At 71.4% G+C, this 25,212-nt stretch carries 24 protein-coding genes and 1 tRNA gene; 16 read left to right on the top strand and 9 right to left on the bottom strand.

Translation table 11 applies throughout. From position 1 onward, the window contains the following. The first annotated feature begins 23 nt into the window (after nucleotides 1–23). Nucleotides 24–1,520, top strand: a complete 1,497-nt coding sequence (locus ACZ6X9_RS20245; RefSeq protein WP_469779377.1) for an MFS transporter — start codon at nucleotides 24–26, stop codon at nucleotides 1,518–1,520. A gap of 157 nt (nucleotides 1,521–1,677) precedes the next feature. Here the strand turns inward: ACZ6X9_RS20245 and ACZ6X9_RS20240 are convergent, their stop codons facing one another. The 3 genes from ACZ6X9_RS20240 to ACZ6X9_RS20230 all read right to left on the bottom strand — a co-directional run bounded on the left by ACZ6X9_RS20240 (nucleotide 1,678) and on the right by ACZ6X9_RS20230 (nucleotide 4,980). Next, nucleotides 1,678–2,274, bottom strand: coding sequence for a GNAT family N-acetyltransferase (locus tag ACZ6X9_RS20240; protein ID WP_469779376.1), 597 nt, complete (start codon nucleotides 2,272–2,274; stop codon nucleotides 1,678–1,680). Between the two features lie 179 nt (nucleotides 2,275–2,453). Continuing rightward, nucleotides 2,454–3,566 (bottom strand): P1 family peptidase, encoded by a 1,113-nt coding sequence (locus ACZ6X9_RS20235; protein WP_469779375.1) that lies wholly within the window; start codon nucleotides 3,564–3,566, stop codon nucleotides 2,454–2,456. Nucleotides 3,567–3,699: 133 nt separating this feature from the next. Next, complete coding sequence (locus tag ACZ6X9_RS20230) at nucleotides 3,700–4,980, bottom strand: low temperature requirement protein A (protein WP_469779374.1); 1,281 nt, start codon at nucleotides 4,978–4,980, stop codon at nucleotides 3,700–3,702. Between the two features lie 60 nt (nucleotides 4,981–5,040). Here ACZ6X9_RS20230 and ACZ6X9_RS20225 point away from each other — a divergent pair, with 60 nt between their 5' ends. Beyond that, on the top strand, nucleotides 5,041–5,211 hold the full coding sequence (locus ACZ6X9_RS20225; protein WP_469779373.1) for a hypothetical protein: 171 nt from the start codon (nucleotides 5,041–5,043) through the stop codon (nucleotides 5,209–5,211). Nucleotides 5,212–5,366: 155 nt separating this feature from the next. Here the strand turns inward: ACZ6X9_RS20225 and mscL are convergent, their stop codons facing one another. Beyond that, entirely contained in the window at nucleotides 5,367–5,846 is a 480-nt protein-coding gene (gene mscL / locus ACZ6X9_RS20220) for a large conductance mechanosensitive channel protein MscL (RefSeq protein ID WP_436784371.1), read from the bottom strand. 214 nt (nucleotides 5,847–6,060) lie between these two features. Here mscL and ACZ6X9_RS20215 point away from each other — a divergent pair, with 214 nt between their 5' ends. Beyond that, nucleotides 6,061–6,354, top strand: coding sequence for a hypothetical protein (locus tag ACZ6X9_RS20215; protein ID WP_469779372.1), 294 nt, complete (start codon nucleotides 6,061–6,063; stop codon nucleotides 6,352–6,354). Between the two features lie 235 nt (nucleotides 6,355–6,589). On the opposite strand, the gene ACZ6X9_RS20210 is transcribed toward ACZ6X9_RS20215, so the two are convergent. The 4 genes from ACZ6X9_RS20210 to ACZ6X9_RS20195 form a co-directional block, all read right to left on the bottom strand. Beyond that, nucleotides 6,590–7,600, bottom strand: coding sequence for an S-methyl-5'-thioadenosine phosphorylase (locus tag ACZ6X9_RS20210; protein WP_469779371.1), 1,011 nt, complete (start codon nucleotides 7,598–7,600; stop codon nucleotides 6,590–6,592). Nucleotides 7,601–7,784: 184 nt separating this feature from the next. Then, nucleotides 7,785–8,105, bottom strand: a complete 321-nt coding sequence (locus tag ACZ6X9_RS20205; RefSeq protein ID WP_469779370.1) for an FmdB family zinc ribbon protein — start codon at nucleotides 8,103–8,105, stop codon at nucleotides 7,785–7,787. 65 nt (nucleotides 8,106–8,170) lie between these two features. Beyond that, nucleotides 8,171–9,451: an MFS transporter gene (locus ACZ6X9_RS20200; protein WP_469779369.1), complete on the bottom strand. Its 1,281-nt coding sequence runs from the start codon at nucleotides 9,449–9,451 to the stop codon at nucleotides 8,171–8,173. Nucleotides 9,452–9,738: 287 nt separating this feature from the next. Continuing rightward, nucleotides 9,739–11,523, bottom strand: a complete 1,785-nt coding sequence (locus ACZ6X9_RS20195; protein ID WP_469779628.1) for a potassium/proton antiporter — start codon at nucleotides 11,521–11,523, stop codon at nucleotides 9,739–9,741. A 345-nt stretch (nucleotides 11,524–11,868) separates the two neighbouring features. Between ACZ6X9_RS20195 and ACZ6X9_RS20190 the strand changes: the two genes are divergently transcribed. Continuing rightward, nucleotides 11,869–14,766, top strand: a complete 2,898-nt coding sequence (locus ACZ6X9_RS20190; protein ID WP_469779368.1) for a penicillin acylase family protein — start codon at nucleotides 11,869–11,871, stop codon at nucleotides 14,764–14,766. Between the two features lie 61 nt (nucleotides 14,767–14,827). Here ACZ6X9_RS20190 and ACZ6X9_RS20185 read toward each other — a convergent pair whose 3' ends face one another. Further along, a complete protein-coding gene (locus ACZ6X9_RS20185) occupies nucleotides 14,828–15,424 on the bottom strand; it encodes a 5-formyltetrahydrofolate cyclo-ligase (protein WP_469779367.1) in 597 nt (198 codons plus the stop codon). Between the two features lie 81 nt (nucleotides 15,425–15,505). Between ACZ6X9_RS20185 and galU the strand changes: the two genes are divergently transcribed. From galU to ACZ6X9_RS20125, 12 genes are all read left to right on the top strand, one after another. Next, nucleotides 15,506–16,408, top strand: a complete 903-nt coding sequence (gene galU / locus ACZ6X9_RS20180; protein ID WP_436782712.1) for a UTP--glucose-1-phosphate uridylyltransferase GalU — start codon at nucleotides 15,506–15,508, stop codon at nucleotides 16,406–16,408. A 4-nt stretch (nucleotides 16,409–16,412) separates the two neighbouring features. Beyond that, complete coding sequence (gene glp, locus ACZ6X9_RS20175) at nucleotides 16,413–17,732, top strand: molybdotransferase-like divisome protein Glp (RefSeq protein WP_469779366.1); 1,320 nt, start codon at nucleotides 16,413–16,415, stop codon at nucleotides 17,730–17,732. Nucleotides 17,733–17,809: 77 nt separating this feature from the next. Then, nucleotides 17,810–18,301 carry a cyclic pyranopterin monophosphate synthase MoaC gene (moaC, locus tag ACZ6X9_RS20170; protein WP_469779365.1) on the top strand — a complete coding sequence of 164 codons (492 nt, stop codon included), beginning with the start codon at nucleotides 17,810–17,812 and terminating at the stop codon, nucleotides 18,299–18,301. Next, on the top strand, nucleotides 18,298–18,855 hold the full coding sequence (locus tag ACZ6X9_RS20165) for a MogA/MoaB family molybdenum cofactor biosynthesis protein (RefSeq protein WP_469779364.1): 558 nt from the start codon (nucleotides 18,298–18,300) through the stop codon (nucleotides 18,853–18,855). Before moaC ends, ACZ6X9_RS20165 begins: the two co-directional genes overlap by 4 nt. Before the next feature lie 2 nt (nucleotides 18,856–18,857). Further along, on the top strand, nucleotides 18,858–19,496 hold the full coding sequence (locus ACZ6X9_RS20160) for a GNAT family N-acetyltransferase (protein WP_469779627.1): 639 nt from the start codon (nucleotides 18,858–18,860) through the stop codon (nucleotides 19,494–19,496). A 151-nt stretch (nucleotides 19,497–19,647) separates the two neighbouring features. Beyond that, on the top strand, nucleotides 19,648–20,751 hold the full coding sequence (sepX, locus tag ACZ6X9_RS20155) for a divisome protein SepX/GlpR (protein ID WP_469779363.1): 1,104 nt from the start codon (nucleotides 19,648–19,650) through the stop codon (nucleotides 20,749–20,751). 121 nt (nucleotides 20,752–20,872) lie between these two features. Next, nucleotides 20,873–20,946 (top strand) — tRNA-Ala (locus ACZ6X9_RS20150). 253 nt (nucleotides 20,947–21,199) lie between these two features. Next, nucleotides 21,200–21,580 (top strand): hypothetical protein, encoded by a 381-nt coding sequence (locus ACZ6X9_RS20145; protein WP_469779362.1) that lies wholly within the window; start codon nucleotides 21,200–21,202, stop codon nucleotides 21,578–21,580. Nucleotides 21,581–21,595: 15 nt separating this feature from the next. Next, entirely contained in the window at nucleotides 21,596–22,936 is a 1,341-nt protein-coding gene (locus ACZ6X9_RS20140) for a hypothetical protein (protein ID WP_469779361.1), read from the top strand. A 26-nt stretch (nucleotides 22,937–22,962) separates the two neighbouring features. Further along, nucleotides 22,963–23,460, top strand: coding sequence for a hypothetical protein (locus ACZ6X9_RS20135; protein ID WP_469779360.1), 498 nt, complete (start codon nucleotides 22,963–22,965; stop codon nucleotides 23,458–23,460). 2 nt (nucleotides 23,461–23,462) lie between these two features. Further along, on the top strand, nucleotides 23,463–23,978 hold the full coding sequence (locus tag ACZ6X9_RS20130) for a hypothetical protein (protein WP_469779359.1): 516 nt from the start codon (nucleotides 23,463–23,465) through the stop codon (nucleotides 23,976–23,978). Between the two features lie 316 nt (nucleotides 23,979–24,294). Beyond that, a complete protein-coding gene (locus ACZ6X9_RS20125; RefSeq protein ID WP_469779358.1) occupies nucleotides 24,295–24,879 on the top strand; it encodes a dihydrofolate reductase family protein in 585 nt (194 codons plus the stop codon). Nucleotides 24,880–25,212 lie beyond the last annotated feature (333 nt).

Genomic DNA, 25,212 nt, shown 5'->3' with positions numbered 1-25,212 from the left:
CACGAAGTGGAAGGCCATACCCCGTGAGCTCCCTGAGCACCGATCCGCCCCTCGACCGCCGCCGCTGGATCGCGCTGGCCGTCGTGCTGACCGCGTCCTTCATGGACCTCGTCGACGTGACGATCGTCAACATCGCGATGCCCAGCATCAGCCATGACCTCGGCGCGTCGTTCAGCGTCCTCCAGTGGATCACCGAGGGTTACGCCCTCGCCTTCGCCGCCGGTCTGATCACCGGCGGCCGGCTCGGGGACATATACGGCCGCCGACGGGTCTTCCTGCTCGGCATGGGCGGTTTCACGCTGGCCTCGATGCTCTGCGGCGTCGCCGGCGACCCGCACCTGCTCGTCGCCGCCCGCGTCCTCCAGGGCGGCACCGCGGCGCTGATGGTGCCCCAGGTGCTGGCCATCGTGCACTCCACCTTCCCGGCGCACGAGCGCGGCAAGGTCTTCGGCATGTTCGGCGCCATCGTGGGGCTGGGCGCCGTCTCCGGACCGATCCTGGGCGCACTGCTCACCGAGTGGAACATCCTCGGCCTGGAATGGCGGCCGATCTTCCTCGTCAACCTGCCCGTCGGCATCGCCGGACTGCTCCTCGGCCGCCGCTTCATCGCCGAGTCGAAGGCCGAGAACGCGCTGAAGCTGGACCTCGCCGGCGTGGCCCTCGCCACCCTGGGCATCGTCATGTTCCTCTACCCGCTCACCCAGGGCCGGGAGCTGGGCTGGCCGCTCTGGGGCTTCCTCCTGATGGGCGGCAGCGCCGTGGTGCTCGCGCTGTTCGTCGTCTACGAACGCCACAAGAAGCGGAAGGACGGCTCCCCGCTGGTCGAGCTCTCCCTCTTCTCCGTGAAGAGCTTCGCCGCCGGCATCGGCGTCCAGCTCGCCTTCGGCATCGTCTCCGGCATCTACTTCCTCTGCTGGACCCTCTACATGCAGCTCGGCCTCGGCTGGAGCGCGCTGCGGTCGGGCCTGACCGGCATCCCGTTCTCCATCGCCGTGTCGATCACGGCCGGCATGTCCGTCCAGAAGCTCGTCCCGCGCTTCGGCCGCAAGGTACTCCAGGCCGGTGCGGCGGTCATGGCCGCCGGCGTACTGCTCTACATCTGGGAGACCGGCCACTACGGCGCGGACATCACGTCCTGGCAGATGGCCCTGCCGCTGATCGTCATGGGCGCGGGCATGGGCTTCATCGTCGCCCCGCTCACCGACGCCGTCCTCTGCGAGGTGCCCCGCGAGCACGCGGGTTCCGCGTCCGGGCTGATCAACACCACCCAGCAGCTCGGCAACGCGATCGGGCTCGGCCTCGTGTCGGTGGTCTTCTTCGGCGTCCTGGACGAGGACGCGGTGGCCAAGGGCCGGGCGGCCGCCGCCTTCGGCGACGCCTACAGCAACGCCCTGTGGTGGGTCACCGGCCTGCTCGTCGTCGTCCTCCTGCTCATCTTCGCGCTCCCGCGCCACTCCCGCACCGAGACTCCGGTGACGGACGCGGCGCCCCAGGAGAAGGGCGAGCCGATAGCCGCGTAGCGGCGGCGGACCGCCAAGTCGGCGTCGGACACCGCCGGAACGAGCGGGGCCGGCCCCTGCCCGCGTCACCACGAGGGTGGCGGTACGGGCAGGGGCCGACGCGTTCGCCCCCCGCCCGCCCACCGCGTCCGTTCCCGCTCACCGCTCGGGCATGGGGTCAGCCCCGCTCAAGGCGGCCGGAAAGCCGCTCCCGCGCGGGAGGCCACTCCTCCCGCAGCATCGAGAAGTACACGCTGTCTCGCCAACTCCCGTCCGGCCGCTGCCGATGCCGCCGGAGTGTCCCCTCGTGCACGGCCCCGATCCGCCGCACCGCCGCCTGCGACCGCTCGTTCAAGTGGTCGACCTTCCAGAAGACGCGGCCCAGGCCCAAGTCGTCGAAGGCGTGCGTGAGCAACAGAAGCTTGCTTTCGGTGTTGACGGCGGTGCGCCAGTGAGCGCGCCCGTACCACGTGCCGCCGATCTCCACCTGCTCCTCCCGAGCGCTCGCGTCGAAGAAGCAGGTGACGCCGACGGCCCGCCCGCTCGCCAGATGCACGACGGCGAACGGGACGCAGGCGGGGTCGGCGAGTCGTTCCTTGAGGATGACGCCGAGTTCGTCCTCGGTGCGCGGGGTGGGGGAGAGCGTCCAGCGCCACACCTCGTCGTCACCGCCCGCGGCCCGGAACAGGTCGGCGAGGTGGGCGTCCTCAAGCGGTTCGAGGCGGACGTGCCGACCGGTCAGGACGGTGGTGCGCGCGGGCAGCCTGGTGATCATGACTCAGGAACGTAGGCGCATATCGCACTAGAGGCAAGAGGCTTTCGTACTAGGGCGTTGTGTGTGAGGGGGCGGGCGGGTTGGCGGACCACCCGCGCCGGGTGAAACGCCACCCGCGTACCGGGGCCCTCCGCCACCCACCCCGCCCGGCCGCCCTACCGGCCTTCCAGCCGACCGTCCTACCCTCCGTACAACTCCCGGTACGACGGGAACACCCCACCCGGACCGTCCACGCTCTCCGCCGCGAGCAGCGCTTTGACCACGGCTCGGGTGAGTACGTCGGCGCCGGCCGCGAGGATCTCGTTGACGGTGCCGAGCGGGAGGTCGGTGGCATCGGGCGTGACGTGTGTGGACAGGGAGTGGGTGCCCGTCGCCAAGGTGAAGACGGTGTCGCCGTCGGTCAGGAGATGGGCGGGGCGGATGGCGCGGGAGAGGCCGTCGTGGGCCGTGCCTGCGAGCTTCTGGGCCTGGGCGCGGGTGAGGGTGGCGTCGGTGGCGACGACGGCGAGCGTCGTGTTCAACGGCTGCCCGACCGATCCCGCCGTCCGCCGGGCCGTCTCCTCCCGGGCGGTGGCCAGGGCGCGCCGCGCCGCTTCGTGGCGGGCGGGGTCGGGGTGGCCGACCCATTCGCCGGCGAACAGCATCCCGTACAGGACCCCCGTCACCGGGTCGACAGCAGAGCCCGCCGCGTTGACGGCCGCGAGCGCGGCGACGGTGACCCCCGACGGCAGGACGAGGCTCGCGGTGCCGATGCCTCCCTTGACGCCTCCGGCGACAGCGCCCGTTCCCGCGCCGACGTTGCCCTGGGCCACGGGTGCGCCGGGCCCGGTCGCCGCCGCGGCCTCGATCGCCGCCCGGCCGAGGGCGGCGTCGGGACGGGCCCGCCAGGCGCCTCCGCGGCCGAGGTCGAAGAGGGCCGCGGCGGGGACGACGGGCACGACGTGCTCCGGGCCGGGACCGACCGGTACGCCCCGGCCGGCCTCCTCCAGCCAGCTCATCGCCCCGGACGCGGCGTCCAGGCCGAAGGCGCTGCCACCGGTGAGCACGACGGCCTCCACCCGCTGTACGAGGTTCCGCGGATCGAGCGCGTCGGTCTCCTTGGTGCCCGGCCCGCCGCCCCGGACATCGACGGCCGCGACCGCGCCGCCCGGCTCCGTGAGCACCACCGTCGTGCCGGTGAGCGCGCCGGGGCCGGCCAGTTCCGCGTGTCCGACCAGTAGCCCCGCCACGTCGGTGAGCGCGTCCAGCGGACCTTGTCGTACGCCGCTCCGCGCGCTGTCGGTGTCAGTCATGTGCCTTGCGTACCACGGTCCTGTGCCCGGCGTACCGCGCTCTTCCCGGGGCGGGCTCGTTTCCGGCCTCCCTCTTCGCTACCACCTGACCCCGCTGCTACCGCCTGACCCCTCCGCGACCGCCTGCCCCCCGCTACCGCCTGACCGCTTCGCTCCCACCCCCCTCGCCTTCCTCTCCCTGCCCTTCTCTGCCTCCTTGCCGGCCCTCTTCTGTCTCCTCTCGCAAGGCCGTTCCGCCTCGCGCCGTCAGGGTGACGCCGACGGCCACGGTGGCGGTGGAGACCGCGCCGGCCAGCAGGACCGCCCAGCGTGCCGCGAACGTGCAGGCCAGGACCAGCACCGCCGAGACGGGGAGCACCGCCTGCTGTATCCAGCCGCGTTTCTGGTGCCGGGAGTGGATCAGCCACACCGTGAACATGAACAGCGCCGTGGCCAGCGTTACCGCCCCGGAGGCCGCGAAGGTGGAGACGTGGGCCTTGCCGACGGCCTGCTCGATCGCCACCTCGATGCCGGCACCGATCGCCGCGGCCGAACCGAAGACGAGGTAGTGCCCGTAACCCCAGAGGAAAGCCTGGCGGTTGGAGACCAGATGGAGGTGGATGGGAACGGCGAAGTAGATCCAGTAGGCGGCGAAGATGAGCAGGAGCCCGCCCCCGGCCATGGGCAACAGGACGCCCAGCGCCCGGTGTTCGTCGACGGCCGACTGGACGGCCACGGTGGCGGCCGACACTGTCTCGCCGAGCACGATGATGGTGAACAGGCCGTAGCGTTCCGCGATGTGGTGGGGGTGCCAGCCGGTCTGGTAGCCGCGCTCGGCCCAGACCGGAACGGCCATCTCGCACACCGCCATCCCCAGGAAAAGCCACGGTTTGGCGCCGTCGGGCAGGAACAGCAGGCCCAGCCAGCCGACTTGGCAGACGGACACGCCCGCCGCGTACCGGAGCGCGGTCCGGCGTTCGCGGCCGGCCGTGGAGAACGCGGCACGCAGCCACTGGGCCACCATGGCCAGCCGCATCACGAGATAGCCGAACCAGATGACCCTGAAGTCGCCGGAGTCGAAGGCGCGGGGAATGCCCGCCGCGAACACCAGCACTCCCGCGATCTGGATCAGCGTCATGCCGCGGAACAGCACGTCGTCCGTGTCGTAGGCGGAGGCGAACCAGGTGAAGTTCATCCAGGCCCACCAGATGGCGAAGAACATCATCAGGTAGCCCTGGACACCGTGGCCCGTGTGCGCCTCGGCCAGCGCGTGCACCAGTTGTCCGCCCGCCTGGGCCACCGCGACCACGAAACAGAGGTCGAAGAACAGCTCCAGGGGAGTGGCGGCGCGGTGCTCCTCGTCCCGGCCGCGGGTGACCATCCGGCGCAGTACGCCCGAGCCGCCCGCGAGCCGCCGACGCGGCGTATCGCTCATGCGGCGATTGTCACCGCTCGCCGCGGGGGTCGCGACCCGAGACGCCCGTACCCTGGTGTCATGAGCAGCACCGCCCCCGAACCGAAGCCCGCGGCCCTGATCTTCGACGACCCGCTGGACCGGCAGTCGGCGGACGACACCGACCGGGGCTGGGGCGAGCGCCCCACGGGCCACGACTCGGCCGCCGACCTCGCCCGTTTCCTGGACGAGAAGCCGCCGCACCACGTCTGATCCCCGCGCTGGGATCCGCGTCCACGGTTCCGGCCGGGGCTGCCGTCTCGGCCGTACCGCGTCGGCGAGGCGAGCGGCGCCCCGCCTCCCCACCGGCCGGCGCCCGCCTGTCGCCGCGCCGGCGCGGACGGCTGCCCCCGCATCGGGGCCGAGGCCTACCGCTGTGCCGGTACGGAATCCGAGCCGGGACCGCGCCGCTGCTCGACGAGGGTGTCCCTGATCTGGGCGAGCAGTTCGATCTCCGTCGGCTCGGCCGGGCCGTTGTCCTCCGGGCGGCGGGCCGCCTGGCGTTCCTGCCAGCGCTTCATCGGCAGCAGCATCAGGAAGTAGACCACCGCGGCGGTGATCAGGAAGGTGAGCGAGGCGCTGAGCACCGAGCCCCACTGGATGAAGACGCCCTTGGTCACCTCGCCGGACGCCTTCCGGGCGCACGGGCCCTTGATGCAGGCCGCGTAATGGTCCAGGTCCTTGGTGCCGAACGCGCCGACGATGGGGTTGATCACGCCCTTGACGACCGAGTTCACGATGTTGGTGAACGCCGCGCCGATGACAACGGCGACCGCCAGGTCGATCACGTTGCCCCGCATCAGGAACGCCTTGAAGCCTCCAAGGATCCCTGTCTTCTTCTCGCTCACCGAACAGCCCTTCTTTGTGCGCCCCTGTACCGGAATGGTGGGTTCCATAACATACGAGACCATCCGGCCGTTCTGTCCAATCCGCTGACGCGGCCGCCGGCGCCGGAAGTCTCCGCTGAGGCGCTCGCGGACGTGCTGGCGCGAGGACCCGTGCGGGCCTCATCGGGACCCCCCGTACGCGAGCAACGCCCAGCACAGCACGACCACGGCGACCGTGAGGACCGCCCGCCCCAAGACCTTCCCCCGCATCCGTCGCGCCGCCACCCGCACGGGAGCGAAGTGCGGCACCTCACAGGCGGGCGGCGGCGCCCAGGACGGCCTGGGCCGCGGCACGTCCTCCGAGACCGCTGGGGACGACCAGGACGGCGTCGGCGGCGAGGAGCACATCGACGGGTGCGAGGAGGACGGGGAGGAACCGGAGGAGGGGGAAGGGACCGCGAAGGGAGGAGCGGGCGAGGGGACCTGCGGGAGGACGCGCGCCGAAGAAGGCATGGCAAACACCGCCTAGCGTGGGGAGTTCCGACCACCGACGCCCTCTACGATCCCGGGTTTCCGCAAGTCCCGCTGGGGCCTGTGGACAGACTTCGCGACTGTGGAAAACTTCGCCACACCTGTGGGGGAACACCCCATCCCGGTGGACGCTCCGGACACCCCGGACGCACCGGATGCCCGGACGCCCCGGACGTCCCCACGCGGCACCCGGCTCCGGCTCACCCCGCTCCGCCCCGCCCCCGCCCCACCCGTCAGGGCAGCGTGATCCCCAGATCCCACCCGTCGTGCGCCCGCACGCACAGGCAGGACCGCTCCGCGTCCACCGGCAGCGCCCCGACCGCGTCGAAGAGCACGCCGCGCAGCCGCTCCACGTTCGCCGCGAAGACCCGCAGTACTTCCTCGTGGGTGACGCCGTCGCCCGTCTCCGCCCCCGCGTCCAGGTCTGTGACCAGCGCCATCGACGTGTAGCAAAGCCCCAGCTCGCGGGCGAGGACCGCCTCCGGGTGCCCGGTCATGCCGACCACCGACCAGCCCTGCGCCGCGTGCCAGCGCGACTCCGCGCGGGTGGAGAAGCGCGGGCCCTCGATCACGACCATGGTCCCGCCGTCCACCGGCTCCCAGTCCCGGCCGCGCGCCGCCGCGAGCGCCACCGCGCGTCCGGTGGGGCAGTAGGGGTCGGCGAAGGTGAGGTGGACGACCTCGGGAACGGTGCCGTCGGGGAGGGGCTCCCCGTCGAAGTAGGTCTGGGTGCGGGATTTCGTCCGGTCGACGAGCTGGTCGGGGACCAGCAGGGTGCCCGGCCCGTACTCCGGTCGCAGCCCGCCCACCGCGCACGGGCCCAGGACCTGGCGCACGCCCACCGACCGCAGGGCCCACAGGTTGGCCCGGTAGTTGATGCGGTGCGGCGGCAGGTGATGGCCCCGTCCGTGCCGGGGGAGGAAGGCGACCCGGCGGCCCGCCACCTCGCCGAGGAACAGGGAGTCGCTCGGCGGGCCGTAGGGCGTCTCGACGGTGAGCTCGGTCACGTCGTCGAGGAAGGAGTAGAACCCTGAGCCCCCGATGACGCCTATTTCCGCCTGCGCCCCTGCCTGCTCCGGTACGCGCCGCGCGGTCTGCGGTTCGCCGCGCGGCTCCACCCGCGGCTCGGTCCGCACGCCGGCCTCCGGGCCGGGCGTGGGAGCGGGAGCGGGGGCCGTGCCGGGCGTGGGAGCGGGGGCCGTACCGGTGGTTTCGGCCGTCTCGGCCATGCTCGTGTTGACCATGCCGTCACCCTAGCCGCGCACCCCGCGCGCCAACCGGCCGCTTGGAAAAGCGGCACGGGGCCCGCCGGAAAGCGCACGGAAGCCGCCCGGACACGGCGAGGAGCCCGCCGGAAAGCAGCACGGAGTCCGCCGTCCCGCAAGGGAACGACGGACTCCGTGGGAGCTGTTCGGTTGAGTGAGTGCCTCAGGCGGCCGACGACGCGGTGGTCGTGGAACCGCTGCCCGACGAGGACGAGCCGCTCGCCGAGGACGAGGAGGACGACGTCGACGTGGACGACGTGGACGACTTCGCGGACGAGGACGACGCCGGCGTGCTGCTGGACGACGAGCCGCGGCTGTCGTTCCGGTAGAAGCCGGAGCCCTTGAACACGATGCCGACGGCCGAGAACACCTTCTTCAGGCGTCCGTCGCAGCTCGGGCAGACGGTCAACGCGTCATCGGTGAACTTCTGCACCGCCTCAAGGCCCTCGCCGCACTCGGTGCACTGGTACTGGTAAGTCGGCACTTCTCCTCCTGGCACTCTCACTCAATGAGTGCTAACGATGCTCCATAGTGCAGTATTCCTGCCCGTCAGTCCACCGAGACGGGCTCGCGGTGACCGACCCCACGCCCGACGATCCGCGACGCGGTGGCCTCCGGGGTGAGCCGGCCGCGCAGAATCAGCAGCAACACCAGTGCCACCATGGTGCCGCCCAGCGGCACCAGGAAGCCGGTGTTCGCGCTGTGCGCGTCCACCAGACGGCCCGCCACGGTGGAACCGGCGGCCTGCCCCAGGCCCACGGCGCCGGTCAGCCAGGTGAAGGCCTCCGTCCGGGAGCCCGCCGGGACCAGGGACTCGACCAGCGTGTAGCCGGTGATCAGCGCCGGGGCGATGCACAGGCCGACGATCAGGCCGAGCCCGCCGAGCAGCGGTACCGCGTGCACCGCCCACAGGGGAGTGGTGGCCAGGGCCAGCAGCGGGTACGCGGCGAGCAGCCGGCGCTGCGGGGTGCTGCGCCAGACGACGGTGCCGCAGATGATGCCCGCGATCATGTTCCCGGCCGCGAACGCGCCGTAGAGCAGACCGTTGATGCCAGGCTCGCCGATCTCCTTGGTGAAGGCGGTCAGCGACATCTGCATGCCGCCGAAGACCGAGCCGATGCCCAGGAAGGCGAAGATCAGCACGCGGACGCCCGGTATCGACAGTGCGGAGGAACCCTTCGGCCGGCTGCCCGCCGCGCCGCGGTCGGGCTCCGGCTGGGTGCGCCGCTGGGTGGCGAACAGCACGCCGCCGACGACCGTGAGGGCCGCCTCGGCGATCAGACCGGCCGACGGGTGGACGCCGGTGCACAGCGCGGTGGCCAGCACCGGACCGATCACGAACGTGAACTCGTCCGTCACGGACTCGAAGGCCGCCGAGGTCGCCATCAGCGGCGAGCCCTCCAGCTTGGCCGCCCAGCGGGCCCGCACCATCGGGCCGATCTGCGGGGTGGACGCACCGGCGGGCACGGCCGCCACGAACAGCGCCCACAGCGGCGCGTGTGACAGCGCCAGCGTGATGAGCAGCGAGATCGCCGCGGCGTGCACCACGATGCCGGGGAGCAGTACCGCGGCCTGCCCGAAGCGGTCCGCGAGCTTGCCGCTCTGCGGGGCGAACAGCGCCATCGAGACGCCGGCCGTCGCCGAGACGGCACCCGCCGTGGTGTACGAGCCGGTGGTGTTCTGGACCAGCAGCAGGATGCCGATGGTCAGCATCGCGAACGGCTGCCGGGCCAGGAAGCCGGGGAGCAGGAACGTCCAGGCGCCGCGTGTGCGCAGCAGCCGGCCGTACCCGGGACGGGCCCCGGCGGAGTCATTGACCGTGGTCTCCACGGCCCTTGCCTTTCCGCCGCCTGGTAGCACGCCCCGTACGGGGAAAGCCGTCACGGAGCGCGCCGAGAGCTGTCCTCTCGCGCAGGACCGTGGTAGATGCCGATCCGGCCGCCTCGTCTATCGCGGCCACGGCCGCCGTGCGGTCGCGCCAGCTCTGCATCAGGCAGAGATGGTTCGGTGTGTTCAGTGTTTCGGTAGTGATACGTACGGAAAAGAGCAGGCTCTCCGGCCCGCGGGGACACCCCCGCCAGGGCCTCCGGCATCAGCCGGAGGATCGTACGAAGAACCTACTTTCTCCCTACCATACCTGGCGCTCGCCTCCACACGCTTTTCCCCGGGGAATCGGCCTTCCCCGAGGTCCCGGCCGTGGAGGTCCCGGTCGTAGAGGTCCCGGTCGTGCCCGAGGCTCCGGGCTTCCCCGAGGCATCGTTTCTTCCGCCGGAGCCGCCGGAGCCGCCGGAGCCGCCGGAGCCGCCGGAGCCGCCGGAGCCGCCGGAGCCGCCGGAGCCGCCGGAGCCGCCGGAGCCGCCGGTGTTGCTCGACGTGCCACCCCGCCGGGCGCCCGCACCGCCGGGTTCCGGTCTCCGCTTCCCCTTGCCGGCCTCGGACGTGGCAGCGGATCCCGTCCCCAGCCATCCGGCCAGCTTGCCGCCCTCGCCGACCGCGCGCAGCCGCTTCTCGGCCGCGTCGCGCACCGGATCCGTGGCCACGACCAGCAGCTCGTCCCCGTACCGCAGGACGGTCGACGGGGCCGGCACGAAGCTTTTCCCGTCCCGCACCACGAGCGTGACGGCCGAGCCGGCCGGCAGCCGCAGCTCCGAGACCTCGACGCCGTGCATCTTCGAGCCCTCGGGGACGGCCACCGACAGCAGGTGGCCGCGCAGCCGTTCCAGAGGCGCGGATTCGATCCCGAGGTCCATGGCCTCGGTGTCGCCCAGGCCGAGGCGGCGGGCCAGCCAGGGCAGCGTCGGCCCCTGGACCAGGGTGTAGACGATGACCAGCACGAAGACGATGTTGAAGATCCGCCGGCTGTCGGGAACCGCCGCCACCATGGGGATCGTGGCCAGCACGATCGGTACCGCACCGCGCAGCCCGGCCCAGGAGAGGAGTGCCTTCTCCCGCCAGGGGGTGCCGAACGGCGCCGTACTCAGGAAGACGGAGACCGGTCGCGCGATCATCGTCAGGACCAGGCCGACGACGAGCGCGGGAACGATGTCGTCGCCGAGTTCATGCGGCGTGACCAGCAGACCGAGCAGGACGAACATCCCGATCTGGGCGATCCAGCCGAGCCCTTCCGCGAAGCCCCGCGTGGCGGCCCAGTGGGGCAGTTTGGCGTTCCCCAGTATCAGCGCGGCCAGGTAGACGGCGAGGAAGCCGGAGCCGTGGGCCAGCGCGCCGCCCGCGTACGCGACGGTGGCGATGGCCATCACGGCGATGGGGTAGAGGCCGGAGGCGGGCAGGGCCACGTGCCGCATGCCGTAGGCGCCGAGGAAGCCGATGGCGAGGCCGACGGCCGCGCCGATGGCCAGTTCGAGAGCGATCTTGCCGAGCAGCAGGTACCAGTGCTCGACGGGTCCCGCGGCCGAGAAGGCGACGACGAGGATGACGACGGGAGCGTCGTTGAAGCCGGACTCCGCTTCCAGGACGCCGGTGAGCCGGGCGGGGAGGGGAACGTTCCGCAGGACGGAGAAGACGGCCGCGGCGTCCGTCGACGACACCACCGCGCCGATGATCAGGCTTTGCCGCCAGTCCACCCCGGCGAGGTAGTGGGCGGCGGCCGCGGTGACCCCCACGCTCACCGCGACACCGAAGGTGGAGAGGACGGCGGCGGCGGGCAGCGCCGGTTTGATCTCGTGCCACTTGGTGCCGAGACCGCCCTCGGCCAGGATCACCACGAGTGCCGCGTAACCGATGACCTGGGTCAGCCCGACGTCGTCGAAGGAGACGCCGATGCCGTCCTGTCCTATGGCGACGCCGATGCCGAGATAGATGAGCAGACTGGGCAGCCCGCTCCGGGAGGACACCCGTACCGCCGCCACCGCGACGAGCAGGACGAGCGAGCAGACGAGCAGAAGTTCGTTGAGGTGGTGGACAGTCAGGGGCCGCTCCCATCACTAGGACTCCGGCCGCTGTCCGCAGGAACGTTCCTGCGAACGTCTCCTCGCGTGCGACCGGAACTTCATTGCCTCTCCTAATATTTTACGGGTTCTTAACGCGGTTCGGTCGGGCCAAAGGGGAGCGAGGGCGTTCCGGGCCTCCGCGCGGGCCCCTTCGGGAGCGCCGCCGGCGGTCGGTCCGGCAGCCGTTCCGGCGGTCACCGCCGGGGCCCGCGACCACTTCGCGTCGGGCCGCCGGGTGCCCTGCGCCTATGGTTGCTTCCAGCACTCCAGGACCACCCGGCCCCGCGAAGGACAGCGATGCCCCCCAACAACACCGGCCCTTCCGGCAAGAAAAAGAAGGGACGACGCGCTCGCCTGATCGTGATCAGCCTTGTGCTGTTGCTCGTGGCAGGCGTCGGATACGGGACGTACTGGGGCGTCAGCACCGTCCGCGCCTCGTTCCCGGAGATGTCCGGAACGCTCGCGCTGAAGGGCCTGAAGGGACAGGTCAAGGTCGAGCGCGACGGCAACGGCATTCCCCAGGTCTACGCGGACACCGCCGAGGACCTCTTCCGCGCCCAGGGCTTCGTCCAGGCGCAGGACCGGTTCTGGGAGATGGACGTCCGGCGGCATCTGACGGCCGGGCGGCTCTCCGAGATGTTCGGTTCCGGACAGGTGGAGACCGACGCCTTCGTCCGCACGATGGGCTGGCGCCGGACCGCGCAGAAGGAGTACGACAGCAAGCTGTCGCCGGAGACCAAGAAGTACCTCCAGGCGTACGCCGACGGCGTCAACGCCTATCTCGCCGACCACCAGGGCAAGTCGCTGTCCGTCGAGTACGCGGCCCTGGAGTTCGAGAACGACTACAAGCCGGAGAAGTGGACCCCGGTCGACTCCGTCGCGTGGCTGAAGGCGATGGCCTGGGACCTGCGGTCCAACATGCGCGACGAGATCGACCGCTCGCTCGCCGCCACCCGGCTGGACGCGCGGCAGATCGAGCAGCTCTACCCGTCGTACCCGTACGACCGGAACAAGCCGATCGTCGAGGGCGGCGCCTATGACGCGGCGGGCAAGGCCTTCGACCCGAAGGGCACGCCGTCCGCCTCGTCGCAGCCGGGTGCTCAGGGCACTCAGGGAACTCAGGGGACGCCCGGCGGTCAGGCCACGCAGGGCACTCAGGGCACGTCCGGCACCCAGGGCAATCGGAGCACGCAGGGAAGCCAGGGCACTCAGGGCACTCAGGGCCTTCCCGACAACGGCGGCCCCGCCAAGGGCACGGGCGGCGCCGCGGCCGGCGGGCTGCGCACCGGCCTGTCCTCGCTGTCGAAGACGCTCGACAAGCTGCCGGCCCTGCTCGGTCCCAACGGCAACGGCATCGGCTCCAACTCCTGGGTGGTCTCGGGCAAGTACACGACCACGGGCAAGCCGCTGCTGGCCAACGACCCGCACCTCGCGCCGCAGATGCCGTCGCTCTGGTACCAGATGGGCCTGCACTGCACCCGGACGAGCGAGCAGTGTCCGTACGACGTGGCGGGCTACACCTTCGCGGGCATGCCCGGCGTCGTCATCGGCCACAACAAGGACATCGCCTGGGGCATGACGAACCTGGGTGCCGACGTCGCCGACTTCTACCTGGAGAAGGTCAACGTCAACGGCACCTACCAGTTCGGCGGCAAGGAGCTGCCCCTCGCCACCCGCAAGGAGACCGTGAAGGTCGCGGGCGGCAAGGACCGCGAGTTCACGATCCGTGAGACCAACAACGGTCCGCTCGTCTCCGACCGCAACGACGAACTGGGCAAGGTCGGCCAGGACGCCCCCGTGAAGGGCGCGGCCCCCGACCGCGCCGAGGGGTACGCCGTCGCGCTGCGCTGGACCGCCCTCGAACCGGGCAAGACGATGGACGCGGTCTTCGAGCTGAACCGGGCCACGGACTGGGAGTCGTTCCGCAAGGCCGCGTTCGACTTCGCCGTCCCCTCGCAGAACCTGATCTACGCGGACACCAAGGGCAACATCGGCTACCAGGCCCCCGGCCGCATCCCGCTGCGCAACAAGAAGCACGACGGCCGTCTCCCGGCCCCCGGCTGGGACCCGGCCTACCAGTGGAAGTCGTACGTCCCGTCGGCGGCGCTGCCCTGGGACTACAACCCCAAGCGCGGCTACATCGTGACCGCCAACCAGGCGGTCGTCGACCAGAAGTACCCGATCGCGCTCACCTCGGACTGGGGCTACGGCACCCGCAGCCACCGCATCACCGAGCTCATCCAGTCGAAGATCAAGGACGGCGGGAAGATCTCGACCGAGGACATGCAGAAGATGCAGATGGACAACGCCAGTGAGATCGGCGCGCTCCTGACGCCCTACCTGCTCAAGGTCAAGCTCAAGGGTCCCAACGAGCGCGAGACCAAGTACCTGCGCGAGGCCCAGGACCTGCTGAAGGACTGGGACTACAAGCAGGACGCCGACTCGGCCGCCGCGGCCTACTTCAACGCGGTCTGGCGCAACACCCTCAAGCTCGCCTTCGGCAACAAGCTCCCCAAGGAGCTGCGCGTGAAGGGCCAGTGCCTGCGGGTGCGCCCGCCCCGCGACTCCGGTCCCAAGGAGGACCTGAACGGCAGGACCCGCCTGGTCACCGAGTGCGGCGAGCGCGAGCCGGACGCTGCGCAGCCGGACGGCGGCGACCGCTGGATCGAGGTCGTCCGCGGCATCCTCGACAAGCCGGAGAACGGCTGGTGGAAGACCAGCGGGCGCAACGGCGCGAAGAACCGGGACGACCTGCTGGCTCGGGCCATGAAGGACGCCCGTTACGAGCTCACCTCCAAGCTCGGCAAGGACGTCTCGTCCTGGAGCTGGGGCCGGCTGCACCAGCTCAACCTGAAGAACCAGACCCTGGGCAAGGAGGGCCCCGCCGTCGTCCGGTGGATGCTCAACCGCGGCCCCTGGAACCTGGCCGGCGGCGAGGCCGCCGTCAACGCGGCCGGCTGGAACGCGGCGGGCGGCTACGAGGTGGTCTGGGTGCCGTCGATGCGGATGGTCGTCAACCTGGAGGACCTGGACAAGTCCCGGTGGATCAACCTCACCGGCGCGTCCGGCCACGCCTATCACGACAACTACTACGACCAGACGGACAAGTGGGCCAAGGGCGAGCTGCTGCCGTGGGCCTTCTCGCCGGGGGCGGTGAAGAAGGCGTCGGAGAACACGCTCACGCTGAGGCCGTGAGGCCGTGAGGCCGTGAGGCCCGGAGGGCGGCCGCCCGCCCTCCGGCAGGTGACCGGCGCCGTCAGGACGGCGCGAAGCGGAGCACCCCGCCAGGGGTGACCACCGCGTGCACGGGGTGGTCGTGCGGTTCCTCCGGGACCCGCGCGACCACCTCGTCGTCGTAGAGGAGCACGATCAGGGCGGGCGTCGCGCCCGCGCGCTCCAAGCGCGCCAGTACGCGGTCGTACGAGCCGCCCCCGCGCCCCAGGCGCATGCCCCGCCCGTCCACCGCGAGGCCGGGCAGCAGGACGGCGTCCGCCCCGGTGACGGCGCCGGGACCGAGCCGGGGGCCGTCCGGTTCCAGCAGGCCGCGGCCGGCCCGGACCAGCCCGGCGGGGCCGCGGTAGAGACCCCAGTCGAGATCGTTGTCCGGCAGCAGGACGGGCAGCAGCACCCGGACGCCGCGTTCGCGCAGGGTCTCCAGCAGGGCCCGGGTGCCCGGTTCGCGGCCGACGGAGACATAGGCGGCGACCGTCCCGGCGTCCGCGAGCTCCGGCAGGCCGAGCGCGCGCCGTCCCAGTGCCTCCTGCGCCGCCTCGACCGCCCCGGGGCTCAGGGCCGCTCGCCGGCCGAGGAGAATTCGCCGCAAGTCGGTCTTGCCGCCATCTGCCGTGCCCATTGTTAGTACAAACTCCTTTTCTCGGTTCATACTCGGTGGAGCCGCATCTTCCACTCATTCGCAACGGATAGTGTTCGCCCCATGACTCACGCGCGACCTCGGATCAGCAAGGCTGTCATTCCCGCCGCCGGCCTGGGAACCCGGTTTCTCCCGGCGACGAAGGCCACGCCCAAGGAAATGCTGCCGGTCGTCGACAAGCCGGCGATCCAGTACGTGGTGGAGGAAGCGGTCGCCGCGGGCCTCACGGACGTCCTGATGATCACCGGTCGTAACAAGCGCCCCCTGGAAGATCACTTCGACCGGAACTACGAGCTGGAGGAGGCTCTGCGCCGCAAGGGCGACGCCTCCCGGCTGGCCCGGGTGCAGGAGTCCAGCAACCTCGGGACGATGCACTACGTCCGTCAGGGCGACCCCAAGGGCCTCGGTCACGCCGTGCTCTGCGCGGCCCCGCACGTGGGCAACGAGCCGTTCGCCGTCCTGCTCGGCGACGACCTGATCGACGAGCGGGACGCCCTGCTCTCCCGCATGGTCGACATCCAGCGGCGCTCCGGCGGCAGCGTGATCGCCCTGCTGGAGGTCGACCCGTCGCAGGTCCACCTCTACGGCTGCGCGGCGGTCAAGCCCACCGACGCCGAGGACGTCGTCGAGGTCACCGGCCTCGTCGAGAAGCCCGACCCGGCCGAGGCGCCCAGCAATTACGCCGTGATCGGCCGCTATGTCCTCGACCCCGCGATCTTCGACGTGCTGCGTGAGACCCCGCCCGGCCGCGGCGGCGAGATCCAGCTCACCGACGCCCTCCAGGCCCTCGCCGCCGCGCCGGGCCTCGGCGGACCGGTGCACGGCGTGGTGTTCAAGGGGCGCCGGTATGACACCGGTGACCGTGGTGACTACCTGCGTGCCATTGTCAGACTGGCATGCGAACGTGAAGACCTGGGGCCGGACTTCCGGGCCTGGCTTCGAAGGTACGTCACCGAGGAGATGTAGCCCTGTGAGCGACACCGCCGTGGCCCCGCCGGGCACGGGCCGCCTCTGGTCCGTGGACGAGCACCTCGCCGACATCCTGCGCACGGTCCGTCCGTTGGAGCCCATCGAGCTCCAACTGCTCGACGCCCAGAGCTGCGTGCTGGTCGAGGACGTCACGGTTCCCGCCGCCCTGCCGCCCTTCGACAACAGCTCCATGGACGGCTACGCGGTCCGGGTCGCCGACGTCCGGGACGCGAGCGAGAAGTTCCCTGCGGTGCTCACGGTCGTCGGCGACGTCGCGGCGGGCGGCGACGGGACGCTCCTGACCGTGGGGCCCGGCCAGGCCGCACGGATCATGACCGGGGCGCCGCTGCCGCCCGGTGCCGAGGCGGTCGTCCCCGTCGAGTGGACCGACGGCGGGCTCGGCGGCGGGCCCGCCACGACGATGTCCGCTGGCGGCCTCGGCCCCGGGGCGGAGGGCGGGCTGGGTGAGGTGCGCGTGCACCGCCCCGCCGCCGACCGCGCCCACGTCCGCGCCCGTGGCAGCGACGTCGCCGCGGGCGACCTCGCCCTGCCCGCCGGCACCGTCCTCGGCCCCGCGCAGCTCGGTCTGCTGGCCGCGATCGGGCGCGCCACCGTGACCGTCCGCCCGCGCCCCCGCGTCGTCGTCCTCTCCACCGGCAGCGAGCTCGTCCCGCCCGGCGCGGAGCTCGCCCCCGGCCGCATCCACGACTCGAACAGCTACCTCCTCGCAGCCTGTGCCCGCGACGCCGGGGCCCTCGCCTACCGCGTCGGCGCGGTCGAGGACGACGCCGCGACGCTGCGCGCCACCCTGGAGGACCAGATCGTCCGTGCCGACGCCATCGTCACCAGCGGCGGCGTCAGCGTCGGCGCCTACGACGTCGTCAAGGCGGCGCTCACCGGGCTGACCGGCGACGAGGGCCGCGTCGAGTTCCGCAGGCTGGCCATGCAGCCGGGCAAACCGCAGGGCTACGGCCGGCTCGGGCCCGGCGGCGTCCCCCTCTTCGCCCTCCCGGGCAACCCGGTGAGCGCCTACGTCTCCTTCGAGCTCTTCGTCCGGCCCGCCGTCCGCGCCATGATGGGCCTCGAACCGGTCCACCGCCCCGTCGTCCGCGCCGAGTGCGCCGAGGCCGTAGGCCCGTCGCCCGAGGGCCGCCGCCAGTACCTGCGCGGCCGCTACGCGGACGGCCGGGTCACCCCCGTCGGCGGCGCCGGATCCCACCTGGTGGGGGCGCTCGCGCGGGCCGACGCGCTGATCGTCGTCCCCGAGGACGTCACCTCCGTCCCGGCCGGGGACGAGGTCGACGTGATCCTTCTCGACTGACCGCTCCCGTCTCCGGGTACGGTGGCACCCCACTCCACCCAGAGCAGCGACGGCCTTGGCCTTGGACCGGGAGAACGATGAGCAGCACCCAGCCCCCACCCGCCCGGCTGACCCACCTCGACGACGCGGGCGCGGCGCGCATGGTCGACATCACAGCCAAGGAGGTCACCGCCCGCACCGCGCGGGCGAGCGGGCGGGTGCTGGTCGCGCCGCGCGTGGTGGAACTGCTGCGCGGCGAGGGCCTGCCCAAGGGGGACGTCCTGGCCACCGCCCGGATCGCCGGGATCATGGGGGCCAAGCGCACGCCGGAGATCATCCCGCTCTGCCACCCGCTGGCCCTCTCGGGTGTCACCGTCGACCTCGCGGTGGCCGACGACGCGGTCGAGATCGCCGTCACCGTCCGGACCACCGGCCGCACCGGAGTCGAGATGGAGGCCCTGACCGCCGTCACCACCGCCGCCCTCACCGTCGTCGACATGGTCAAGGCGGTCGACAAGGGCGCGGTCATCACCGACGTCCGGGTCGAGGAGAAGTCCGGCGGCAAGTCCGGCGACTGGCGGCGCCCGTGAGCACCCCGGACGTCCCCACGAGCGTCCCCGACGTCCCCAGGGGTGTCCCGGCGGCCCCCGTGAGGGCCCTGGTCGTCACCGCCTCCAACCGCGCCGCCGCCGGCGTCTACCCGGACCGGGGCGGTCCGTTGCTGGTCGCCGGGCTGACCGAGCTCGGCTGCGCGGTCGAGGGCCCCCTGGTGGTGCCCGACGGCGACCCGGTCGAGGCCGCGCTGCGGACGGCCGTTGCCGAGGGGTACGACGTGGTGGTCACCACCGGCGGAACGGGCATCTCGCCCACCGACCGCACCCCCGAGGCCACCCGGGCCGTCCTGGACTACGAGGTGCCCGGCATCGCCGAGGCCGTCCGTGCCGAGGGGCTGGCCAAGGTGCCGACGGCCGCGCTCTCCCGCGGCCTGGCCGGCGTCGCCGGGCGCACGCTGATCGTCAACCTCCCCGGTTCGACGGGCGGGGTGCGGGACGGCCTGGCCGTCCTCGGCCGGCTGCTGGCGCACGCCGTGGACCAACTGCACGGCGGTGACCACCCCGGCGCCGCGCCCCGGAACCCCGCATGACCATGTGGCCGGTGGCGCTCAGGGACGGGGACGTCCTTCTCCGCCCCATCCGGATGCGCGACCACCGGGCCTGGCGCGAGGTCAACCGGCGCAACCGCGACTGGCTGCGCCCCTGGGAGGCCACCGTCCCGCCACCCCCGCCCGGCGGCCCGCCCGCCCGGCGTCCCACCTACCGGCAGATGGTCCGTCACCTGCGGTCCGAGGCGCACGCGGGCCGCATGCTGCCCTTCGTCATCGAGTACCAGGGGCGGCTGGCGGGGCAGTTGACGATCGCGGGCATCACCTGGGGCTCGATGTGCTCGGCGCACGTCGGGTACTGGGTGGACGAGGCCGTGGCCGGCCGGGGCGTCATGCCGACCGCCGTCGCCCTCGTCACCGACCACTGCTTCCGCACCCTCGGCCTGCACCGTGTCGAGGTGTGCATCCGCCCGGAGAACACACCGAGCCGCCGGGTGGTGGAGAAGCTCGGCTTCCGCGAGGAGGGGCTGCGTCCGCGATACCTGCACATCGACGGTGCCTGGCGGGACCACCTGGTCTACGCGCTCACCGCGGAGGAGGCGGTGGACGGGTTGGTGAGCCGCTGGCACCGGTCCCGGGCCGCCGGCAGCGGCAGCGGCACCGGCACCGGCACCGCAAAATAAAATAAACGTTCGATTTTCACTGTCGAATGACGGTCGATGTTCGGTTTCAGACCCAACAATCACAAAAAAAGTTCGAGATATCAGCCGGTTCGTGCGACACACCGCGCCAATTGGCGGAATCCGCCGAGCGGACCCCTCTACCGTGTGCAGTGTGAGCAGCAGCGGCCTGATCTACGCAGTCATCGTCGGGGCCTGGGCCGCCTACTTGGTGCCGATGTGGCTCCGTAGGCAGGACGAGCTCAACGAAGCCCGTCCGACGGAACGCTTCAGCACCGCCATCCGGCTGCTGTCCGGACGGGCGGGGATGGAGCGCCGTTACGCCAAGGAGCTCGAACGCGCCGGCGCCTCCGCCGACGCGCCGGCACCGGACGCCGAGACGGACGCCCCGACGGTGCGCCCCGAGGAGCCGGACGCCGCGACCGAGAAGGTCGCCGCCCGGCCCGCCGGCATGCCTTCCGCCGGATCCTCCGGCGCCTCTTCCGGCCTGTCCGCCGCCCCGCCCGCGAACGGCCAGACTCCCCCCACCCAGGCCGAACGCGCCCGCCGCTCCAAGGTCCTCGCGCGCCGCCGCCGCACCACCGTGCTGCTCTTCCTCGCCTTCACCGTCGGCGCGATCGTCGCGGGCGTCGGCGGCATCGCCTTCCTGTGGGCCCCGGGCTTCCCCGCGGTGCTTCTCAGCGCCTACATCTGCTACCTGCGCGTCCAGGAGCGACGGCGGTTCGCCTTCGTCATGGACCAGCGCCGGGCCGAACTGGCCGCCCAGCGGCTCCGTGAGGGCCGCCCGCGCCCTCAGCAGGCGGCGGACCCCACGACCGTCGCCGCCCCCGCCCCCGCGGACACCGTCCGCCGTCCGGCCCCCGCCGTCGTGGCTGAGCCCGCGAGCGCCCCGGCCGCCCCGCCGACCCCCTCGCCCAGCGCGGGCCGCCGCGCCCTGGTCGAGCAGACCGACCACGCGGAGTGGGTGGACCAGCAGCGCGACCGCGGCACCGAGGGCGACGGCTGGGAGCCGGTGCCCGTCCCGCTGCCCACCTACGTCACCGCCCCCGTCGCCCCCCGCGCCGGCGACTCCGCCGACCTGGGCACCCCCGACACCTGGAGCGCCGCCCGCTCCAGCACCGCCGGCCCCGCCCTCGACCGCAAGCCGGCCGACGACCGCCGCGGCGCCCGCCCCCGCCGCCGCCCGCGCGAGCGCGGCCGCACCCCGCTGTTCGACCAGTACGCGGACGACGAGCGCCCCCGCGCCGCCAACGAGTGACCACCGCCGCCGGCCCACCACCACCGCCCTTCGGGCGCCCCCGCGCTGGTCAGCCACAGGGGGCCGCGAAGGGCGATTTTCTTCCCGGCCGGTCGGGGTGCTAGAGTTTCACTCGTTGCAAGGGCCTGTGGCGCAGTCCGGTAGCGCACCTCGTTCGCATCGAGGGGGTCAGGGGTTCAAATCCCCTCAGGTCCACAACACGACTGTTCCGGAGCAGTCATCGAAGATCCCGTCCGATCATTTTGATCGGGCGGGATCTTTTTTTTGTTCCTGGTCCGGCTCTGTCCCGTGAGTGGGCGGGGCCTGGGACGGCGGTGTGACGGCAGGGAACGTATCGGACAGGCCGCGTAGTTGGAGCGTCGCTCGAAACCAGCCGTACATATGATCGCCCCACCAACTTGCCGTGTCAGCGCGATCGAGCGCTGTGACAGAGACAGGGGGTGGCCATATGGCGCATGAGAGTGGCCCAGGAGGCTCGGACAGACTCAAGACGAACGAAGCGGGCAAGGCGGCGGCTGCGAAAGCGCTCCGGAACGACATCCGGCCGGATGTCCGCACAGCCGGCACGAAGGCGGACGAGGGGACCGCCCACGCCAGGACCGCATTGCATGGATGGTCCACAGCGACGGCTCTCAAGACGGTCCACGAGGAGTGGGACCGGCAGGTGAAGGGCCTCCAGTCGCGGCTCGCCGCCGATGAGGTGGCGCTCACCAAGACGGCGGAGGGTTTCTCCGAGTTCGACCGCCAAACCGGACAGAAGCTCGAAAACCAGCCGAGGAGCGACCTTCTTCGCCGGTTCTACGGCGCGCCACAGGCGAAGGGCGACTAGGGGACGACGAACACCATGCTGACCTATCAAGAAGTCGTCACCACGAAACTGGAGCCTCTGAACACGGCGGCCGCCAAGTGGGACGCCATGGCCGAGGCGTTCAAGAGCGTCGAGACCCACTACAAGAGCAAGGTGCGTTCGGTAGCGGAAGACGGCCGTTGGGTGGGCCTGGCCGCTGTGGCGGCGTCCGCTCGGTTCAAGGCGACACAGGAACAGCTCGTCGCGGCGCAGAAACAGGCGAAGGCGATCGCGTCGCTGCTGCGAGGCGCCCATACGCAATTCACCGTGCTGGTCAAGGCGGTGAAGGATCTGGTGGTCGATGCTCGGAAGAAGCACTTCCTCATCGACTCCCAAGGCAAGGCCACATACGACTGGGGCAGGGTCGACGCGTACGCGAGGAAGGATCCGGATTACGAGGGTTTCTGCCAGAGGACACGAGAGGCCGAGACCGCGTGGACTCAGGCGATCAAGAAGGCCGTCCGGCAGGTGGACGAAGTGGACAAGGATGTCCGACGCGCCCTGCAAGCGGCCTCCGGCATCGACCCCACGGGCAACTACTCCATGGGAGGGCACAACTTCAACAACGATGCGATGGGTGATCTCAAACTTTTCCAGAAGCGCTGGGCGGAGACATCAGCGGACACCCGTGAGTGGAGGCGCGAGGGCACGGCGTCGGCGACCGGACCCGACACCGGGTTCACCCTCGGCGGCGTCAAGTACGGCAAGGAGGGTTCGGCCAAGGCGTACGCCGATCTCGGGCATGTGACGGCCAAGGGGTCGACGACCGACGGGGAATGGCGGCTCTCCGGAGTCGCCGACGCCTACGCGGGAGCCAGGTCCACCGCGAACTGGGGATTCAGCAACTCGGGAGTGAACGGGAAGTTCGAGGGGTCCATAGGCACCAGAGGCCTGGCCGAGGCGCGTCTGGAACGCGAGCAATTCGGTCTCTATGGACGCACCGAGGCTTTCGCCGGTGAGGAGGCTTCCGCGAGCGTCAGCGCCAACCGGAAAGGTCTCAGCGGCGGCTTCAAGGCGTTCGAAGGCGCCAAGGCTTCCGGCGCCGGAGGCGCGGAGGTCGGTGGTATCGGCGTCGGTGGTACTGCCGAGGCCTGGGCCGGTTCGGGCGTGGAGGCCAAATGGACTTATGAGAAAGGGGAAGACGGCAAGTTCCACTTCGGAGGCAAGGTCGGCATCTCCCCCGGTATCGGCGGCGCCGTGGGCGTGGAGTTCACGGTCGATCCGAAGAAGGTGACCCACGCCGTCGGCAAGGCGGCGGACTTCGTGGTCGACACGGCCGGTGACGTCAAGGACGGTGCCGTCAGCCTGAAGAACGGCATCGTCGGCCTGGTCAAGTGATGTACACGTGTGAAAGGAGGGCCGACATGCCCACAACATTGCCGGTGCCGATCGAATTCAGCCTGCCGGAAGGCTGGACTCCGGCGCCTCCGGACGAGGCCGGCGCACCCGGCGTGGCCTTCGTCGCGCTTCATCCGCGACCGGACGCCGGGTTCACGGCCAACATCACCGTCGACGGCGACTTCCGTCCGGACGCGGCGACCTTGGCCGACATGGCCGACGAGGCGGTGCTGCGTCTCCGGGAGGTCGGCGAGTCGGTGGTGGTCACCAGGCGGGACGAGTTCGGTGCCGAGGCCGCGCCCGGTCTGGCCCAGCGGCTGACTCTGTCGGCCGACGCCGGTGGTGCGCGCCGTGATCTCGTGCAGAACCAGGTCTACCTGGCCATGGTGGATCCCGGCAGCCCGCACCAGCGCGCGGTGATCCGGTTCGTCCTGACGTCCACCGCGGCCCAGGAGGGTGGTGTGGCAGGCGACTTCGAGGAGTTCCTGCGCTCGATTCGCCCGGACACCAGGGCGGGGGCGTAGGGATGGCCCCGCTGTGGGACGGGTTCACCGGAACCCGGTATCCGGTCGGCGGTACCGTGCCGCTGCCCGCCGCCAAGCTTCGGGCGGCGTTGCTCGCGCTCAATGGTCCCGATGTTCCGTACGTCGTACGGGACGCCCTTCCCAAGGAGAAGGCGGACCTGGTGGCGCAGTTGCGGGTGGAGGAGCCCGCGTGGCACACCTTCTTCGCCCGGAGCCGACTGGACCGGCAGCACCGCATCCGGATGCGACTGGTACCGGAGAAGCATGAGGTGCGCACGCTCGACGAGCAATGGGAGGTGACATGGGTCGGCGACACACCCCGGATCGCCACGTCGGCGGAGTACAGCCGCGGAGCGACGACCACGGTCTCCAAACAGTGGACGTACGAGCGCGGGCCTGACGGCCGGCGGCGCAGGGTCGAGACGTTCGCTTACGACTCGCGGGAGATGAAGAACCCGCTGCGCGACACGGTCACCGGTGCCGGGTGGGTCTGGCGCGGAGTGCTCTTCAGGCTGTGACCGCCCGCCCCGCTGGTGCCGGGTGACGCCCTGCCGTCACGAAAGCGGAGAACGAGATCCCGTCCGACGGAGACGTCGGGCGGGATCTCGGCGTTTCCGGGCCCGGTCCGAGGGGTGCCCGAGGAGGTGTTCGGGCACGCCTGCCGGTTCGGCCGGCCGGACCTCTTGTGAAACCACTACGGATGAAGCACTATGTGCGGAGTGGTCAGTGACCCGTGTCGAGACGCCGCCCCGGCCGCCGCCTCGGCCGCCGGGTCGGCCATCGGATGTCGGATCGGATGCCGGTATACGTCACCCAGTGAAACGAGGCTCCCTCTTGCGCAAGCTCACCTACTTCGTCGCCTGCTCGATCGACGGGTTCATCGGCGACCCGGAGGGTGACGCGTCCTCCATGATGGCCTTCGTCGACGAGGAGTTCCTGGAGTACCTCACGGCCGAGTACCCCGAGACCGTTTCCGCCGAGGGGCGTGACCTCCTCGGGCTGGAGGGGCTGGAGAACCGGCATTTCGACACCGTCGTCCAGGGGAGGGGCAGCTATCAGATCGGCCTGGACGCCGGGTTCACCAGCCCTTACGGGCACTTGCGGGAGTACGTGGCGTCTCGGACGCTGACGGAATCGCCCGACCCGAACGTGAAGCTGCTGACCGGGGATGTCGTCGCCGCCGTCCGTGAACTCAAGGCGGAGGAGGGCGAGAAGGGCATCTGGCTCTGCGGCGGGTCGCGGATCGCCGGTGAACTCGTGGACGAGGTGGACGAACTGGTCATCAAGACCTATCCGCAGGTCTACGGTTCCGGGATGCCGATGTTCGGCTCGGGCTTCCGGGCGACGGACTTCACGCTGGAGTCGGTGCGCGTCTTCGGCAATGGCGTGCTCGTGAGGAAGTACGTCCGCAAGCGGTAGCGGCAGCGGCCGGGGCGGGGGCATCCGTCGGCGGTTGTCGTGGGTCATCGCGATCAGGCCAGCCCGGTACCGGGCTGGCCTGATCGCCTTTTCGCCGCATGGTTGAGGGGTGCCGCGAAGCGGGGCGGAGGGGTGTGTGGTCATCTCGTCCGCCGCGGTTGTGCGCCCCCGTCGCGCGGGTCGGCGCCGAGCGCCAATTGCCTTTGTGAGAACAGGATTTGGCTATCTTTTGACCGGACGCTGCGGGTAGCGTAGTGGCCAACGGCTGCTACAGCCGCCGGAACGGCCGGCCGGCCGCCGTAGGCGCCTCCGCGCACACGGCGCGGTGACCAC

The sequence above is a fragment of the Streptomyces sp. NPDC052910 genome (genome assembly GCF_055585605.1).
Note: the sequence above shows the minus strand (reverse complement) of the source record. Positions and strands in the feature narration are given on the sequence as shown.

Excerpts from the sequence above, each read along its gene's own strand:
- ACZ6X9_RS20240 (WP_469779376.1), bottom strand. The coding sequence starts at position 2,274 with ATGATCACCAGGCTGCCCGCGCGCACCACCGTCCTGACCGGTCGGCAC.
- ACZ6X9_RS20235 (WP_469779375.1), bottom strand. The coding sequence starts at position 3,566 with ATGACTGACACCGACAGCGCGCGGAGCGGCGTACGACAAGGTCCGCTG.
- ACZ6X9_RS20230 (WP_469779374.1), bottom strand. The coding sequence starts at position 4,980 with ATGAGCGATACGCCGCGTCGGCGGCTCGCGGGCGGCTCGGGCGTACTG.
- ACZ6X9_RS20225 (WP_469779373.1), top strand. The coding sequence starts at position 5,041 with ATGAGCAGCACCGCCCCCGAACCGAAGCCCGCGGCCCTGATCTTCGAC.
- ACZ6X9_RS20210 (WP_469779371.1), bottom strand. The coding sequence starts at position 7,600 with ATGGTCAACACGAGCATGGCCGAGACGGCCGAAACCACCGGTACGGCC.
- ACZ6X9_RS20190 (WP_469779368.1), top strand. The coding sequence starts at position 11,869 with ATGCCCCCCAACAACACCGGCCCTTCCGGCAAGAAAAAGAAGGGACGA.
- ACZ6X9_RS20185 (WP_469779367.1), bottom strand. The coding sequence starts at position 15,424 with ATGGGCACGGCAGATGGCGGCAAGACCGACTTGCGGCGAATTCTCCTC.
- galU (WP_436782712.1), top strand. The coding sequence starts at position 15,506 with ATGACTCACGCGCGACCTCGGATCAGCAAGGCTGTCATTCCCGCCGCC.
- moaC (WP_469779365.1), top strand. The coding sequence starts at position 17,810 with ATGAGCAGCACCCAGCCCCCACCCGCCCGGCTGACCCACCTCGACGAC.
- ACZ6X9_RS20160 (WP_469779627.1), top strand. The coding sequence starts at position 18,858 with ATGTGGCCGGTGGCGCTCAGGGACGGGGACGTCCTTCTCCGCCCCATC.
- ACZ6X9_RS20145 (WP_469779362.1), top strand. The coding sequence starts at position 21,200 with ATGGCGCATGAGAGTGGCCCAGGAGGCTCGGACAGACTCAAGACGAAC.
- ACZ6X9_RS20140 (WP_469779361.1), top strand. The coding sequence starts at position 21,596 with ATGCTGACCTATCAAGAAGTCGTCACCACGAAACTGGAGCCTCTGAAC.
- ACZ6X9_RS20135 (WP_469779360.1), top strand. The coding sequence starts at position 22,963 with ATGCCCACAACATTGCCGGTGCCGATCGAATTCAGCCTGCCGGAAGGC.
- ACZ6X9_RS20130 (WP_469779359.1), top strand. The coding sequence starts at position 23,463 with ATGGCCCCGCTGTGGGACGGGTTCACCGGAACCCGGTATCCGGTCGGC.